The organism is Paenibacillus dakarensis (assembly GCF_001373415.1).
Lineage (GTDB): Bacteria > Bacillota > Bacilli > Paenibacillales > Paenibacillaceae > Paenibacillus_AQ > Paenibacillus_AQ dakarensis.
The window spans coordinates 1-16,076 of sequence record NZ_CDSE01000050.1; the positions used below are offsets into that span (position 1 = coordinate 1).

Below are 16,076 nucleotides of genomic sequence, written 5' to 3' on the forward strand. Positions count from 1 at the left end.
CCGCCGTGCCGGCGGGTTTTCTCTTTTACCGTATCTTTTATTTGTGTTAGAATAGGAAGAATGAGAAAAGTGATGCATATGAATGAAAAAGACAGGTGTGGTGAGATGAACCCTTTTATATACGATTATTCGCTGGAAGAGCTGCAGGAATGGGCTCAGGAGAATGGAGAACCCGCATTCCGCGGATCTCAAATTTTTGACTGGCTGTATGTTAAACGCGTAAATTCGTTTGAAGAGATGACGAATCTGTCCAAGGATATGCGCCAAAAGCTGAATGATCAATTCAGCTTTGTGACCTTGACTGAAATTACCAAGTTCGAGTCGAAGGATGGTACGGTCAAGTTTCTGTTCGGTTTGCATGATGATCATGCAATCGAGACGGTTATTATGAAGCATAACTACGGGAACAGCATTTGTGTGACGACCCAGGTTGGTTGCCGGATTGGCTGTACGTTCTGCGCTTCAACACTGGGCGGATTAAAACGAAACCTGACATCCGGAGAGATTGTAGCCCAAGTTGTTCAGGCGCAAAAGATTCTCGATCAAAGAGGTGAGCGCGTCAGCAGCATTGTTATTATGGGCTCGGGTGAACCGTTCGAGAATTATGATGCAACGATGAAGTTCTTGCGTACGATGATTCACGAGAAAGGCTTGAATATCGGTCAGCGTCATATAACGGTATCAACGAGCGGTATTGTGCCGAATATCTATAAGTTCGCTGAGGAGGATACCCAGATTAACCTGGCGATTTCCATCCATGCGCCTAATGACAAGCTTCGCTCCAAGCTGATGCCTGTTAACCGTCGTTTTCCGTTCGATGATGTGATAGAGGCACTTCGTTATTATCAGGCGAAGACAGGACGCCGTATTACATTCGAATATGCCTTGATTGGCGGTGTCAATGACCAAGTGGAACATGCGGCAGAGCTTGCAGATGTGATCAAAGATATGAACTGTCATGTTAACCTGATCCCTGTTAACCACGTGCCGGAACGGAAATATGTCCGTACGTCGCGTAATGATATTTTCAAATTTCAACGTACTCTGGCGGAAAAAGGCGTAAATGTAACGATCCGTCGGGAACAAGGCCATGACATTGCTGCCGCTTGCGGTCAGCTTCGGGCCAAGCATATGGAGTTGGGGTGAGAATAATTTGATCAATACGGTTCATGTCAGCCATGTTGGGCGGGTTCGGCAGGTGAATGAGGACTCTGTTCTAATCGCTCAAATAGAGCATGGCTATACACTCGGCATTGTTGCCGATGGGATGGGCGGGCACCTTGCAGGTGATACTGCCAGTAGACTTGCAGTTCAGACTGTGTCTGAAGACTTAGCTTCTCTGAAGCCTGATCTGTCTATGGATGGTATACAATCTGCGCTTCGCAGCGCCATCTTGCATGCCAACGAAGTAATTTACCATGAAGCTTCCGCCGACGAGCGGATGCATAACATGGGGACGACCATTGTGGCTGTACTTCTCCGTGGTCATGAAGGCTGCATTGGACATATCGGTGACAGCCGGGCCTATAAAGTGTCGGGGGATCAAGTAACCCGGCTGACAGAGGACCACACATTGGTCAATGAATTGTTTAAAAGCGGTCAAATAACTGAAGAAGAGTTAGAGTCTCATCCGCGTAAAAATGTGCTTATTCGGGCACTTGGGACGGATCAAACGGTATCCGTTGAAATGAGCCCAATAACAATTGAGGCGGGAGAGGTGCTGCTGTTATGCAGCGACGGGCTAAGTAATCTGGTTGATCGGGACCGGATAGGACAAATCGTCGGCTCACTTGAAATTCCTCTTCAGGAGAAAGCGGACCGCTTGCTTCAACTGGCGCTTCTCGCCGGAGGCGACGACAACATCACCGTCGCCCTGTTTGAACATCAAGAAGAAGCTGCTGGGCTAAGTAAAAAGGGGTGGAATTCATGATCGGACATGAATTGGCTGGTCGTTACAAGATCCTAGAACGAATCGGCGGCGGTGGAATGGCGCTGGTCTATAAGGCACAGGACATTTTATTGAACCGAAACGTAGCGATCAAAGTGCTGCGGCAGCAGTTTGTGCACGACGAGGAATTTATTCGCCGGTTTAGGCGTGAGGCACAATCGGCGGCGTCATTATCGCATCCGAATGTGGTCAGCATCTATGATGTCGGCCAAGAGGATGATATTCATTATATCGTTATGGAATATGTTGAGGGACATAACCTCAATGAAATTATTAAGGAGAGAGCACCGCTCCAGGTCGATGAAGCTGTGCGGATCGCCTCTCAAATATGTGATGCACTGGATCATGCTCATCATAATCAAATCATTCACCGTGATATTAAGCCGCATAATATTTTGATCGGGCGTAATGGCCGGGTTAAGGTAACGGATTTCGGTATCGCAAGAGCAGTTACCTCAACGACCATTACCCAGACGGGATCGGTCGTCGGTTCCGTTCATTATTTCTCACCGGAGCATGCCAAGGGTGTTGCTACAGGCGAGAAATCAGATTTATATTCTCTTGGTATCGTGCTGTACCAAATGTTGACCGCACGTCTTCCGTTCCTTGGAGAAAGCCCGATCAGCGTGGCGCTTAAACATCTCCAGGAGGAATTTGATGAACCGCGGGAAGTTAATCCGCTCATTCCTCAAAGCGTAGAGAATATCATTCTGAAGTCCATGCGGAAGAATCCTCAGGAGCGGTATCAGTCTGCTGAAGAAATGATGCAGGATCTCGAAACCTGCCTGCTGCCAAGTCGGCGTAACGAGCCAAAGCTGACTTTCGAAGAAGATGAGGATCAGACAAGAGTCATGCCAGCCATCAAAACGATGCAGTCGGGCGAGCATAAATATGCTGCTCCCGTGAGCACCGGCGATGCAAATGGAGATGATGAGCCGGAGGAAACGTCCGTCAAGGGTGCCGGCAAGAAGAAGTGGAAGAAACCAGCCTTTTTTATCGGTTTAGCTGTTCTTTTTCTGGGTATCCTTGCAGGTGTAGTTATATATGTGAATCATTTGTTTGTTGTTCCCGATGTTCCTGTCCCTAATGTGGTAAATATGACAGAAGAAGAAGCTGTCCGCACATTAGAGGAGGCAGGGCTCGTTGTTAGTGATGAAGTCATTAGGAAGTACAAGCAAGGTATCGCTGAAGGAACGGTATACGAACAGAGCAAGAAGGAAGGCTCAATCGTCAAAGAGGGCTCTGAAATTCAGCTATCGGTTGCGGACGCCAAGCCTTTAAGTAAAATGCCGAATGTAGTTAATAAAACGCTTGATGAGGCAATTAAATTGCTGAAAGATCAAGGGGTTATCGAAAAACGAATCAGTACGTCTGAGGAATATAACGATAACGTATCGGCAGGTCTAATTATTTCCCAATCGCCGGAATCGCCGGACAGCAATACCGAATTTGATCCAGATGAAACGGTAGTCTATCTGGTTGTTAGTAAAGGCAAGGAATCTGTTCCGATGGAAGACTTGACCGGGATGAGCCGCAGTCAAGCGGAGAGCAGAATCAAGGAACTGGGTCTGAAGGTCGGTACGGTAGATGAAGAGCCAAGCTTCACGGTGGAGAAAGGGAAAGTGATCAAGCAGTGGCCTTGGAACCCTGACCAGCCGGCAACACCTGGAACGGCTCAGAATCTAACAGTGAGCTCAGGCTATCCTCCGGAGGCTTTCAAATATACTTTTAAAGTTCCGGTAGCTCCTAAAGTCGAGGGAGAAAAGAGCAAGATTCGTATAGTTTACTCTGATGCACTTGGTGATAACCAGGAAGGGGAAGGCCGTACCATCAGCACGACGGAGATGATTCCGGTAGAGCTTCTGCTTGCTCCTGACAAGAACGGCTCTATACAAGTCTACAGGGATGGTCGTGCATTCGACACGTACTACGTTTCGTATTCTGATGCGAAGAATGGAACCGTGCCTGTTCCTGAGATTGAACCGCCGCAGCAGCCTGAGGTTCCGGCCACTACGAATCCGCCAGAAGAGGATGGCGGAGAAGATGAAGGCCAGGGTGAGGGTGACAGTGATGAGAATGACCCGGATGACGAGTCTTCCAATCCGGGGAATGGCCGAGGTAACAATGGTAATGGTAACGGGAAGGGTAAGAATAAGTAATACCAACTATCGAAAGTGAGGTCTGCATATGCTTGAAGGACTGATTGTTAAGGCACTAAGCGGATATTATTATGTCAAACCATTGCGAGAAGGCAATGTTGTATCCGGAGAGGACCCATCGGTTCAATGCAGAGCTCGTGGTATATTCAAAAAGAGAGGTGAATCTCCGCTTGTCGGAGATCGCGTCATATATTCTTTGACCGAGAATGGGGAAGGGACCGTGGATGAGATTCTTCCACGGTCTTCCCAATTAATACGTCCGCCTGTTGCTAATGTTCATTTGGCCGTTCTATTATTCTCGATCAAAGAACCTGACCTCAGCCTGCTGCTGCTCGATAAATTCCTCGTGCATGTTGAACATGCAGGTTTAGATGCATTGATCTGTCTGACGAAGCAGGATCTGGCGGAGGCTGAAGATGATTCTGCTGAGCGGGCCAAGGCTTTATACGAGGGAATTGGTTATGAGGTCATTGTTACGAGTTCCTTGGAAGGAACAGGAACTCAAATCGTCAAAGAACGACTGGCTGATCAAATTAGTGTGTTCTCTGGTCAATCGGGGGTAGGCAAATCATCGCTCCTGAATGCATTAATGCCAGGGTTGTCTCTTGAGACGAGCGAGATTAGCCTGCGGCTTGGCCGCGGTCGCCATACGACCAGACATGTTGAGCTGATTGAACTGGATAACGGCGGCTTTGTGGTGGATACACCAGGGTTTAGCCAGCTGGATTTTCAGGAGCTTGGTGTAGAGGAGCTGTCGAGCAGTTTTAGGGAGTTCATTCCTTTCGCGGAAAGCTGCAGATTTAGAGGCTGCAGTCATACCCATGAACCAGGCTGCCGGGTTATTGAAGCCAAGGAAGAAGGACTTATTGCATCCAGCCGTTATGAACACTATGTTGAATTTCTTACGGAAATGAAAGACAAGAAGCGGAGGTACTAGGACTATGATTAAGATTGCACCATCGATACTTTCGGCCGATTTTTCCAAATTGGGTGATGAAATTGCAGAAGTGCAGACTGGGGGAGCGGACTGGATCCATGTGGACGTTATGGACGGACATTTCGTGCCTAATATTACACTTGGGCCTCCAATCGTACAAGCTATTCGTCCTCATACAACGCTGCCGCTTGATGTGCATCTGATGATTGAAGCGCCCGAGCGTTATATTGCTGATTTTGCAAAGGCGGGAGCAGATTATATTACAGTTCATGCTGAAACCTGCCCGCACCTTCATCGTGTGATTCATTTAATTAAGGAGCATGGTGTTAAAGCCGGTGTGGCTATTAATCCGGGAACCCCGGCGCATGTTCTGCAGGAAGTACTCCCGGATCTGGATTTGGTACTTGTCATGACTGTAAATCCCGGATTTGGCGGCCAAGCGTTCATCGAACGTACAGTACAGAAGATTGAGCAGCTGCGCGAGTGGATTGCCGAAGGATCCAATCCGAGTACTCTTATTGAAGTCGATGGCGGTATTACAGCACAGACGGCTCCACTGGTCGTGAAAGCAGGTGCGAACGTTTTGGTTGCGGGAAGCGCTGTTTATGGCAAGCCGGATCGCTCGTCTGCGATTGCAGAGATTCGGAAGAGCGCACAGATCTAAGTTACAAGTCATCTGCGTGGATGCATAGGGCGGCGAATTGCCGCATAAATATGGTTACATGAGCTGGGTTCTCATGTAGCCTTTTTTTGTTATTGTTCACATCGATGGGCTTGGTGCATAAAATAACTAGAAGGCATGAGAATGATGGGGAGGGTGAGACATGAAATTTTATACGTTCAAGCTGCCGAAGTTTCTAGGAGGTTTTGTGAAGGCCATTCTAAACACGTTTCACAAAAGCTGACAGCTTGTTCCGGCATAACAGAACCTCCGTCCGGGGCAGACTTGCTGCGGCTAAACCGGGTAAGAGGCATTAAAAAAAGCACCTGCTGTGTTCAGGGTGCTTTTTGTTTAGACATATGTAAGCAAACGCAAGAAAAACTTCCTTGTCCCGGGCAGCCCTTGAAAAGCTGGAGATTGAGAAGTTTTTCTTAAACATAAGGAAGTATAATATTTCGCTATACTAGGCTTATATTTCTTGCAGAAACGCGATCGCCCTGTTTCAATGGATGACGCAATCGTTTCTATGTGTATGGGCATTGATTCATTATACGCGAGTCACTTTACCGGATTTCAAAGCGCGAGTGCTGACGTATACACGTTTTGGCTTGCCGTCTACCAGAATACGAACCTTCTGAACGTTTACGCCCCAAGAACGTTTGTTGTGGTTGTTGGCGTGGGAAACGTGGTTACCGGTGCCTGGTTTCTTACCTGTTACATAACATTTACGAGACATAGATTACACCTCCTTGTTTCATAACCCTGCATAAAACAATACCTAAATATCATATCACAGAAAAAATTACTCCGTCAACTATCCTAAAAACATTTATTTCTCTTTCTTCTTATAGTACAATGTTGTTTAGTCCATAATATTTCCTAAGAAATCAGATGGGCTAATCGGTTTGTCCTCGCTTGGCGGAGTTCAATACCGAAGGCTCGGAGACGAGAGCCTTGCCCATAACGAGCTTTGTGACTAATTTATTAATCATAGATGTCTGTTTTTTGTTGGGCGATAACCGGCTTAAAGCTCTGAATAATAAAGAAAACATACAATTGAAGCGTTTTTTGTATCAAGCCAGGAAGGGGTATTCTCATTGAGTAAGCGTTCTTTGAATGGAACAGAATTTACCGCAATGGTATTAGCCGGAGCGGAACAACTGCATTTGCATGCAGAGCATGTCAATTCCTTAAATGTATTCCCGGTTCCGGATGGCGACACGGGAACTAACATGAATTTGACAATGACTGCTGGCGTAGCAGAACTGAAGAGCAAGTATTCGGAATCGGTAGGGCATAGTGCTGGTGTACTGTCTAAGGGACTTTTGATGGGAGCTCGGGGAAATTCCGGAGTTATTCTGTCACAATTATTCCGCGGCTTCAGCCGTTATGCAGCACCTTATACAGAATTAAATACCACCCAATTTGCAGCTGCGCTGCAGACAGGTGTAGAGGCGGCTTATAAAGCGGTTGTTAAGCCTGTTGAGGGAACTATCCTCACCGTTGCGAAAGAGGCTGCCAAGCATGCTGTGTATTATTCGCGCAGAAGCACTGATATCGTGGAGCTGATGGAGCAGGTGCTGGCGAAAGCCAAGGAAACGTTGTCCCAAACCCCTGAAATGCTGCCGGTTTTGAAACAGGTTGGTGTTGTGGATTCTGGCGGACAAGGTCTTGTTTACATCTATGAAGGGTTCTTAAGATCGCTGAAAAATGGCTCTGCTTCTTCGGGACCAGTTCCTGCGCCTGCAGAACGTACTGTACCTCGAAATGTTGAGGGCATCGTTACTCATCCGGATCTGGCGACTGTACAAACGCCTGCTTCAGCACAATCCAAGCTTTCAACTGAGGAAATCGAATTTCTGTATGATATGGAGTTTTTCATCAACAGACAGTTAGGTAATAATCAGTCCACACCGTTCGACGAGGATAAATTCAGAAAAGCTCTTTCTGTTAATGGTGACTCGATTATTGTTATTGCTGATGATGAGACCATTAAAGTGCATGTGCATTCGAAAGCTCCCGGGGAAGTGCTTAATTTAGCTTTACTGTACGGTGAAATTACACAGATTCATATTCTGAATATGCGTGAACAGCATCGTGATCTGCTGTCGACTGGTATGGACAGCGCGCCGATGCCTGAACTGTTCGCGGATATTCCTGCTGAATCCAAGACACCTGAAGCACCTGCTGTTCCGCCTGCTGATGAGCTGGCTCCATATGGATTCATCGCTGTATCCTCTGGTGAAGGAATCTCCAGCATCTTTAAGAGCCTGGGTGTGGATGTCGTACTGGCTGGCGGCCAGACTATGAATCCGAGTACGGAAGACTTCGTTAATGCGATTGCTTCGATCTCAGCTCAGCAGATTTATATTTTGCCAAACAACTCCAATATTGTTCTGGCAGCACAACAGGCAAGAGATCTTCTTGAAGGTGAACGGAATGTAATTGTAGTTCCGAGTAAGACGATTCCACAAGGAATTGCGGCAGCGTTCGAGTTCCAGGAGGATGAAAGTGTTGAAACCAATACCGAGAATATGATCGAAGCCGTTTCACGTGTCCAGTCTGGACAAGTAACTTACGCAGTGCGGGATACTAATATTGATGAACTTCAGATTAAAGCTGGTGAATTTATTGGTATTCAAAATTCAAAGATCGTTGCTGCGGCATCCGATCTGCTGACTGCATGTCAGGAGTTGCTGGGTAAAATGCTCGGTTCCGGGGATGAAATTGTCACTCTTCTTACAGGGGAAGACGCAACTGAAGAAATTACAGAGAGCCTGACTACTTGGCTTGAAGATACCTATCCGAATGCGGAAGTGGAAGTGCATTACGGCGGACAGCCTATTTATGCATATTTGTTCTCTGTTGAATCTTAATTGTGTTTTGATCTAATTATGATGGTTATTTTAGGGAGGGGTACCCGGTGAAGAAAACTGTTATTGTCACAGACAGCACAGCGGATATTCCGGCAGAACTGGTAAATAAGTATGGCATACGTATTGTTCCATTACGTCTGATGTTCGGTGATGAGACGTATTTGGACGGGGTGGAGATTACCGCTGGCGAGTTCTATACACGACTCGTTAAATCTCCGCAGCTGCCGACAACCTCTCAGCCTTCTCCGGCTGATTTTTTAGAAGTGTATGAATCGATTCTGAAGGAGTTCCCAGACAGCTCCATTCTAACGATCAACCTTTCTTCGGCAATGAGTGGTACTTATCAATCGGCGCTGCTGGCTGCTTCGCTTGTAGAAGGGGATCCTGATATCACCGTATGGGATTCGAAGTCAGCATCGTACGGTTTTGGAATGTTTGTAGTTCATGCAGCAAAGCTTGCGGCGGATGGATTGCCAGTGAATGAGATTGTAGCTTCCATCGAAGAGCTTCGGTCTAAACGCCAACTGTATTTCCTTGTGGATACCTTGGAATATTTGCAGAAGGGTGGGCGCATCGGTAAAGCTTCGGCTGTACTTGGTACGCTGCTGAACATCAAACCGATTTTATCCATAGATGATGAAGGTGTTATATATCCGGTTGAAAAAGTGAGAGGCCGCAAAAAAGCGACTGCCAGAATGATTGAGCTATTCCAACGTGACCTGGCAGGGATTACGAATATTAATGTAGCGGTAGGCCATACGGCAGACCCGGCTTCGGTCAATGATTTCCTGGAGCAGCTATCTGCTGTATTTACGGTGAAAGAAACCGTCCTGTCCGATATTGGAGCAGTTATCGGCACCCATGTGGGACCGGGCACCATTGCCGCGTATATTTGGCCCGCTTGATTGGGGGAGAATTCATGAATCTCGATCTAGATCAAATATCCGTAAGGCAGATCAACGGCGTGAGCGCCCTGAAAGAAGGGGAGCTTCACGCCTTTGGCATCTTTACGGTTAAGGATTTGCTGGAATATTACCCGTTCCGGTATGAAGATTACCGCCTTCGTTCACTGAGTGAGGTGAAGGATGGGGATAAAATTACAATACAAGCCAAAATTGCAGGTATTCCTGTATTACAGAGGTATGGTAAAAAGTCACGTCTTTCGTGCAAGATGCTGGCTGAGAACTGGATGTTTACGGCGACATGGTTTAACCGCCATTTCCTGAAGGATCAGCTGACGGCAGGACGTGAAATTGTGCTGACAGGCAAATGGGATCAGCGGCGGATGCAGCTGACGACAACGGAATCGGAATTTCCGGATAAAGGGGCATTCCGAAGCGGCACACTGCAGCCGGTATACTCGGTTGGCGGAAAAATTACGCAGTCCTGGCTTCGAAAGACGATGGTACAAGCACTTCAGCAGTATGGGGATATGATCCCGGAGATTCTTCCCCAGGCACTTATCCAGAAGTATAACCTGATGCCCCGGAAGCAGGCGATTGCTACAATTCATCAGCCTGTGGATACGAAGGAAGGGCAAGAGGGCCGGCGGCGGATGGTATATGAAGAGCTGTTCATGTTCCAGTTGAAAATGCAGGCATTCCGGGCGCTGAATCGTGACCGGATGGATGGTGTTGTACATACCGTTGATAATGCAACGATTCGGGAGTTCGTACGGAGTCTGCCTTTCGAGCTGACGGATGCGCAAAAGCGGGTCGAGCTTGAAATCCTGCACGATATGCGGTCACCATATTGCATGAATCGACTGCTTCAAGGCGATGTCGGTTCCGGCAAAACGGTGATTGCTGCCATTGCTTTGTATGCCACGGTCAGATCAGGCTTTCAAGGCGCTCTGATGGTTCCTACGGAAATACTTGCTGAGCAGCATATGCGTTCCTTACAAAAGCTGTTTGAGCCGTTTGGCGTTACGGTAGGGCTTCTGACAGGAAGTGTGACAGGGAGAAAGCGCAAGGATCTGCTTGCATCACTGCAAATGGGGCTGATTGACATTGTGGTTGGTACACATGCCCTCATTCAGGAAGATGTTTATTTCAGAGAGCTCGGCCTTGTTGTAACGGACGAGCAGCACCGATTCGGTGTGAACCAGCGCAGCATTCTCCGCCGGAAAGGATACAATCCGGATGTATTGACGATGACAGCGACACCGATTCCGCGAACGATGGCGATTACCGCTTTTGGGGATATGGATGTCTCAACCATATCGGAAAGACCCAAGGGACGTATTCCTATCACGACTTATTGGGTGAAGCATGACCTGATGGAACGGGTGCTCGGATTTATCGCCAGAGAGATTGATCAGGGTCGGCAGGCCTATGTGATCTGTCCACTTATTGAAGAATCTGACAAGCTGGATGTGCAGAATGCGATCGATCTGCATGTTCAGTTGCAGCAAGCATTTCCGAAGTATCGTGTCGGGCTGCTGCACGGGCGGATGACACCAGGGGAGAAAGATGAAGTGATGCGCGGATTTTACAACAATGAGCTGCACCTCCTCATCTCGACTACGGTTGTTGAGGTCGGTGTTGACGTTCCGAACGCAACCCTGATGATTATTATGGATGCCGACCGGTTTGGCCTGTCACAGCTTCATCAGCTGCGCGGCCGGGTTGGAAGAGGCGCTCACGCTTCATTCTGTATATTGGTGGCTGATCCGAAATCTGAGGTTGGGCAGGAGCGGATGCAGGTGATGACCGAGACCGAAGACGGATTTGAAGTGGCGCGCCGCGATCTGGATTTACGGGGACCTGGTGACTTCTTCGGAACGAAGCAGAGTGGAGTTCCGGAGTTTAGACTGGCGGATATGGTCGCTGATTTTGAGGTGGTTGAGCAGGCCAGAGGAGACGCTGCTGCTCTTGTTGGCGATGCGTCGTTCTGGACTTCACCGAGTTATGCACCGTTGAGAGAGTTTTTGCAGAAGGAACAAATTTTCCAGGGGGACCTTATCGATTAACTCATAAAAAGATAGATAGCACAATGGACGGGCCCTCGTCATATACTCAAACCATGACCAGAGTTATAACGGGAGGTGCCGAAGGTTTTGAGTTATCAACAATATGGTATAAGTCCGCAGCTTGTGGAACGTATTAAGCAGAAGATGAAGAATCCTGCTGTCAAGGAGAGAGTTAAAGGTGTGGTTCAAGGCTTGTCCAAAGTCGATCTTCAGAACAGCGCCAAAGTACAGCAGCTGGTACGTACATGCACAGGCATTTTGGATGAAAAGCTCAGTCCTGTACAGGAACAGCAGATCGTTAAATTTGTCCTTGCACAGCGCATTGATCCGAATAATACATTTCATTTAATCAAGCTGTGGGGGATGTTCCGTTGATTCGTTAATTTCATCTATGCCAACAGATAGAGAAAAGCCTCTGCAAACTGCTGCAGAGGCTTTTTAAATGCTGAGCCAGGGTAAATACGCCTGGTTTATTGCGTTCCTCCCGGTGAGGGCTTAGCCCGTAATAGGCTGTATGCACTCAGGCGTGTCGTTCTTGACGGAGTTGACGGTTGTTCCTACGGCGGCAGCGGTCATTCCGGCAGCAGGGAAGGGTACAAGCAGCCGTTTCAGCTCATCACGGCTTGTATTACGACTGATCCATCGTTCCTCATCTTCAGGTCTTAGAATGACGGGCATACGGTCATGAATATCCTCCATTAATGGATTGGGGCGGGTAGTAATGACTGTACACGTACTGAGTTTGCTTCCGTCCGGGGCTGTCCACATGTCGTATAAACCGGCCATGCTGAATATGCTGCCGTCCTTCATCCCGATCAGGTGGGGCTTCTTTCCACCTGGTGTACGCTGCCATTCGTAGAAGCTATCTGCGGGGATCAGGCATCTTTTCCGAAGGAAAGGGACTTTATAAGCTGGTTTCTCCTCAAGCGTTTCACTGCGGGCATTGATCATTTTGGCACTTCCCGCAGCGTCTTTTGCCCAGGAAGGGACGAGCCCCCAGCGAAGCTGTCCCATCCGGCGGCGTTCGCCGTCATGAATGACAGCCGCTACCATCTGTGTAGGAGCAATATTATAACGAGGAGCATGAAATGGACTGACAGAGTCAGGATCAATCAAAAAGCGACTGAGTAATTCCTCCCAAGTAACCGTTAATGTGAAGCGTCCGCACATAGTTTTCACCTCTTTCAGGCACAATGATTATAAGCCATATCGTAAAAATGATTGTCGTCTCGCGGCTCTATGTCTAAAGTATACACATATTTAAGGTTGGCGAAAAAGCTTCGTTCCCCTATAATAGTTAGGTGCGTTTTTGCAGCATATGATTTTCACATTAGAAATGGAGGCAATTCAGTGTTTGATTTAAAAGCCAATGGAACTTCAGTGAAGACTGAGGTTGTTGCTGGAGCAACTACCTTTTTCACCATGGCGTACATTATGGTCGTTAACCCGTTGATTCTGTCCGGAGCAGGTGTTCCATTTGAGCAGAGCTTTACGGCAACGGTTATAGCAGCGGTTATCGGTACCTTGCTGATGGGATTGGTTGCCCGTTATCCGATTGCTGTCGCACCGGGTATGGGGCTTAACGCTTATTTTACATATTCGGTTGTTCAAGGACATGAGAATTTATCTTATGTAGCTGCTTTCTCTGCTGTATTTATTGCGGGGATTCTGTTCCTGCTGCTGTCAATGACAACGCTGCGCAGCCGGTTGATTGAGATGATACCTCCCAATTTGAAGCATGCGATTACCGCGGGGATTGGATTGTTTATCGCTTTTATCGGTCTGCGGATGAGCGGAATCGTGACGGCTCACCCTGATAATCTCGTAGCGCTGGGCGATCTGCATCAGCCTAATGTGATATTGGCGCTTGTTGGTCTTGCAGTAACCCTGATTCTGCTGTCCCGTAATGTAAAAGGCGCCCTGTTTATCGGTATGATTATTACCGGCATCATCGCTTATTTTGTGGGTATGCTATCCTTTTCCGAGGGGATTGTCTCTGTACCTACACTTCCGGAAGGAATTCTGGTATGGAATCCGATTGAGGCTTTAGGAGATGTTATATCGCACAGCTTGTACGCCGTCGTGTTCTCCTTCCTGCTGGTCACCTTGTTCGATACCACGGGTACGGTAGTGGGTGTAGCTGAGCAGGCTGGCCTGATGAAGGACAATAAGCTGCCTCGCGCCGAGCGGGCTATGTTATCAGACTCGGTCGCAACGGTTGCCGGCTCTATGCTGGGTACAAGCCCAACGACGGCATATGTTGAATCTGCTGCAGGTGTCGGCGCCGGTGGACGCACAGGCTTGACTGCAGTTGTGGTTGCGATTCTCTTCGCAATTGCTGCATTTTTCAGTCCGCTTGTGGGAGCGGTGTCCGGGTTGTCTGCGATTACGGCACCTTCTCTTATTGTGGTTGGCTGCTTGATGCTTGGTAATGTGAAAAGCATCCGTTGGGACGATTTCGATGAAGCGTTCCCGGCGTTCCTCGTCATTCTGACGATGCCGCTTACCTCCAGCATCTCAACAGGGATTGCGCTTGGCTTTATCACTTATCCATTGATGAAGGTGGTTAAAGGGCAATTCCATGCGGTGCATCCGCTCATGTATGTATTTGCCGTCTTGTTTATTTTGCAGCTTGCTTTTGTACCGCATTGATTAGCTTGATCGATTGATCGCTTCAAAGATAAAAAAGCCGGAGAATTCTCCCTGTCATGACAGGGTAGAGTTCTCTGGCTTTTTTAATGGCAATCGATCGGATTCATTCGGATGCTGATGAAGCAGGGGGGATATGGCTCAGCTTCTCAGCCATTTTATGAATGCTTATCCTTGGAATAATCCTTCAGAAGTCTCGCCAGCTCCGACATATACTTCGTCAGCTGCACACTGATTTCTGCCCGCATCACATCTCGTGTCATACCAAAGCGATCTTCATATCCCCGGCAGTAATAACGGTGGTAGATCACGAGGTCGGATTGCTCCTCGGTCAAAATCTTAATATTCCGCTGCTTGAGTTCGCGCCTGATTCTGTACAAGTCCTGCATAATCTGTTCAAGGATTTTCTGGCTGGCGAGAACATATAACCGTTTCAGAATATTGGTGGAGTACTCAGCGTCGGCAATGCTCTTCTGAACCATTTTCTCCATATGCGGCAATAGGATATAATCGCGGATCATCGTTTGTTCTTCCGGGGTGATGATCTTGCTTCTCTGGGAAGCATGCTGCTGCTCATACTGCTCGACATGCTCTGTTAATAGCATCTTGGACTTCCAGCGTTCGTTACCATCCAGCTTGCTCATTTGTAATGCCCTCCAATTTGTTCAGCTCTTTCCCGTGCGACGCCGGACTCCTGCAGCGAAGATGCACGCATAATGGCCCCGCTTCCGTACCTATTCTTAATCGCATCAATGACACGTTCTTTACGAAAAGCAAGGGATCGGTCATCAAAAAGGGTCAGCTGAATCACGCTGTCGTCTGTCAGTTGAGACAGGGAGATGCTCAGGTTGCTGAGCGGAAGCCCGTTCCAATGATCGATAAACAGCTTGCGCGCAGCGGCAGCTACTTCATGGGTGAGCGCTGTTGGCTCAGGCAGTGTCATCTGCCTGCTAAACCATGACGTTCGTTCACCATCCGTTTCTGCAGCGGACACTGTAACAACAGAGCCTAAATAGTTGTGGCGCCTTGTGCGCTGGCATACCTCAACCACAAGCTCCAGGAGAACAACCTCAATATCCTGGAGCCGGCGGTACAGACTCCAGCGGAGCGCTTTGCCGTGACTGATTGACTTTAATTGATGCCGTATTCCGGATACGACGGGGCTGGGATCGATCCCGCGGGCGGTCTGCCAATAATAGGCCGCCTGAATATCGCTCTGCTTGCCCATTTCGCGCCGCATTCGCGCTTTAAACTCCCCGAATTCCATCCGTGCGATGTCTCCGATGCAGCCCAGTCCCATGCGTGTGAAATGGCGGGTCATCGCAGAGGCTACCATGAACATGTGATGCACAGGAAGCTTCCATAACGTAGACTCCAGCTTGTCGAAGGTAAGCTCGAAGACACCTTCAGGCATCTTCTTGGCATAGTTATCGGTGGCCATCTTGGCGAGGACCTTTGTTGGACCGATGCCGACTCTCGTCCAGACGCCTGTGGACAGCAGCACATGGTTTTGAATTCTTTTGGCCATCTCATACGGGGACCCGAAATAAGCGGTTGAGCCTGTCACATCGAGAAACTGCTCATCTACACTGTAAGGCTCCACAAGATCGGTATAGGATTCAAAAATTTGCGTAATGAATAAGGATACTTGAATATAGGTCTGCATTCTGGGACGGATGACAATGAGGTCCGGGCATTTAGCCATAGCTTCCCCGACTCTAGAGGCTGTTGTCACACCGCGGGATTTTGCGATGGGGCATGCTGCAAGCACAATACCGTTAAGTCTTGCAGGATCTCCCACGGCAACAGGCTTATCCCGATATTCCGGATGAGCGGCCTTCTCCACTGAAGCGTAAAAAGACTGTCCGTCGATTA

Annotated in this window: 15 protein-coding genes; 11 read left to right on the forward strand and 4 right to left on the reverse strand. The window is 48.2% G+C overall.

The window, feature by feature from the left end; all coding sequences use genetic code 11:
• Window positions 1-105: 105 nt before the first annotated feature.
• The 6 genes from rlmN (at window position 106) to spoVM (ending at window position 5,949) form a co-directional block, all read left to right on the forward strand.
• Window positions 106-1,146 carry a dual-specificity RNA methyltransferase RlmN gene (rlmN, locus tag BN1234_RS13675; RefSeq protein ID WP_054957242.1) on the forward strand — a complete coding sequence of 347 codons (1,041 nt, stop codon included), beginning with the start codon at window positions 106-108 and terminating at the stop codon, window positions 1,144-1,146.
• A 7-nt stretch (window positions 1,147-1,153) separates the two neighbouring features.
• Window positions 1,154-1,930 carry a Stp1/IreP family PP2C-type Ser/Thr phosphatase gene (locus tag BN1234_RS13680; RefSeq protein WP_054957229.1) on the forward strand — a complete coding sequence of 259 codons (777 nt, stop codon included), beginning with the start codon at window positions 1,154-1,156 and terminating at the stop codon, window positions 1,928-1,930.
• Window positions 1,927-4,107, forward strand: coding sequence for a Stk1 family PASTA domain-containing Ser/Thr kinase (gene pknB / locus BN1234_RS13685; protein WP_054957230.1), 2,181 nt, complete (start codon window positions 1,927-1,929; stop codon window positions 4,105-4,107). Before BN1234_RS13680 ends, pknB begins: the two co-directional genes overlap by 4 nt.
• Window positions 4,108-4,135: 28 nt before the next feature.
• On the forward strand, window positions 4,136-5,044 hold the full coding sequence (rsgA, locus tag BN1234_RS13690; RefSeq protein WP_054957231.1) for a ribosome small subunit-dependent GTPase A: 909 nt from the start codon (window positions 4,136-4,138) through the stop codon (window positions 5,042-5,044).
• 4 nt (window positions 5,045-5,048) lie between these two features.
• Complete coding sequence (gene rpe / locus BN1234_RS13695; protein ID WP_054957232.1) at window positions 5,049-5,708, forward strand: ribulose-phosphate 3-epimerase; 660 nt, start codon at window positions 5,049-5,051, stop codon at window positions 5,706-5,708.
• A 160-nt stretch (window positions 5,709-5,868) separates the two neighbouring features.
• Entirely contained in the window at window positions 5,869-5,949 is an 81-nt protein-coding gene (gene spoVM, locus BN1234_RS13700) for a stage V sporulation protein SpoVM (RefSeq protein WP_034273235.1), read from the forward strand.
• Window positions 5,950-6,252: 303 nt separating this feature from the next.
• Here the strand turns inward: spoVM and rpmB are convergent, their stop codons facing one another.
• Window positions 6,253-6,441: a 50S ribosomal protein L28 gene (gene rpmB / locus BN1234_RS13705; protein WP_054957233.1), complete on the reverse strand. Its 189-nt coding sequence runs from the start codon at window positions 6,439-6,441 to the stop codon at window positions 6,253-6,255.
• 361 nt (window positions 6,442-6,802) lie between these two features.
• Between rpmB and BN1234_RS13710 the strand changes: the two genes are divergently transcribed.
• The 4 genes from BN1234_RS13710 to BN1234_RS13725 all read left to right on the forward strand — a co-directional run bounded on the left by BN1234_RS13710 (window position 6,803) and on the right by BN1234_RS13725 (window position 11,927).
• Entirely contained in the window at window positions 6,803-8,581 is a 1,779-nt protein-coding gene (locus BN1234_RS13710; RefSeq protein WP_054957234.1) for a DAK2 domain-containing protein, read from the forward strand.
• A 47-nt stretch (window positions 8,582-8,628) separates the two neighbouring features.
• Window positions 8,629-9,486: a DegV family protein gene (locus tag BN1234_RS13715; RefSeq protein WP_054957235.1), complete on the forward strand. Its 858-nt coding sequence runs from the start codon at window positions 8,629-8,631 to the stop codon at window positions 9,484-9,486.
• Window positions 9,487-9,500: 14 nt separating this feature from the next.
• The gene (gene recG, locus BN1234_RS13720; protein WP_054957236.1) at window positions 9,501-11,552 is read left to right on the forward strand and encodes an ATP-dependent DNA helicase RecG; all 2,052 of its coding nucleotides are present in this window, start codon (window positions 9,501-9,503) and stop codon (window positions 11,550-11,552) included.
• 87 nt (window positions 11,553-11,639) lie between these two features.
• Window positions 11,640-11,927 carry a stage VI sporulation protein F gene (locus tag BN1234_RS13725; protein WP_054957237.1) on the forward strand — a complete coding sequence of 96 codons (288 nt, stop codon included), beginning with the start codon at window positions 11,640-11,642 and terminating at the stop codon, window positions 11,925-11,927.
• Between the two features lie 120 nt (window positions 11,928-12,047).
• On the opposite strand, the gene BN1234_RS13730 is transcribed toward BN1234_RS13725, so the two are convergent.
• Window positions 12,048-12,722, reverse strand: a complete 675-nt coding sequence (locus BN1234_RS13730; protein ID WP_054957238.1) for an SOS response-associated peptidase — start codon at window positions 12,720-12,722, stop codon at window positions 12,048-12,050.
• Between the two features lie 180 nt (window positions 12,723-12,902).
• Between BN1234_RS13730 and BN1234_RS13735 the strand changes: the two genes are divergently transcribed.
• The gene (locus tag BN1234_RS13735) at window positions 12,903-14,204 is read left to right on the forward strand and encodes an NCS2 family permease (protein ID WP_054957239.1); all 1,302 of its coding nucleotides are present in this window, start codon (window positions 12,903-12,905) and stop codon (window positions 14,202-14,204) included.
• A gap of 155 nt (window positions 14,205-14,359) precedes the next feature.
• Here BN1234_RS13735 and BN1234_RS13740 read toward each other — a convergent pair whose 3' ends face one another.
• Entirely contained in the window at window positions 14,360-14,845 is a 486-nt protein-coding gene (locus BN1234_RS13740; RefSeq protein ID WP_054957240.1) for a YhjD family protein, read from the reverse strand.
• The gene (locus BN1234_RS13745) at window positions 14,842-16,074 is read right to left on the reverse strand and encodes a DNA polymerase IV (RefSeq protein WP_054957241.1); all 1,233 of its coding nucleotides are present in this window, start codon (window positions 16,072-16,074) and stop codon (window positions 14,842-14,844) included. Before BN1234_RS13745 ends, BN1234_RS13740 begins: the two co-directional genes overlap by 4 nt.
• Window positions 16,075-16,076: the final 2 nt, after the last annotated feature.

Excerpts from the sequence above, each read along its gene's own strand:
- rlmN (WP_054957242.1), top strand. The coding sequence starts at position 106 with ATGAACCCTTTTATATACGATTATTCGCTGGAAGAGCTGCAGGAATGG.
- pknB (WP_054957230.1), top strand. The coding sequence starts at position 1,927 with ATGATCGGACATGAATTGGCTGGTCGTTACAAGATCCTAGAACGAATC.
- rsgA (WP_054957231.1), top strand. The coding sequence starts at position 4,136 with ATGCTTGAAGGACTGATTGTTAAGGCACTAAGCGGATATTATTATGTC.
- rpe (WP_054957232.1), top strand. The coding sequence starts at position 5,049 with ATGATTAAGATTGCACCATCGATACTTTCGGCCGATTTTTCCAAATTG.
- spoVM (WP_034273235.1), top strand. The coding sequence starts at position 5,869 with ATGAAATTTTATACGTTCAAGCTGCCGAAGTTTCTAGGAGGTTTTGTG.
- rpmB (WP_054957233.1), bottom strand. The coding sequence starts at position 6,441 with ATGTCTCGTAAATGTTATGTAACAGGTAAGAAACCAGGCACCGGTAAC.
- recG (WP_054957236.1), top strand. The coding sequence starts at position 9,501 with ATGAATCTCGATCTAGATCAAATATCCGTAAGGCAGATCAACGGCGTG.
- BN1234_RS13730 (WP_054957238.1), bottom strand. The coding sequence starts at position 12,722 with ATGTGCGGACGCTTCACATTAACGGTTACTTGGGAGGAATTACTCAGT.
- BN1234_RS13740 (WP_054957240.1), bottom strand. The coding sequence starts at position 14,845 with ATGAGCAAGCTGGATGGTAACGAACGCTGGAAGTCCAAGATGCTATTA.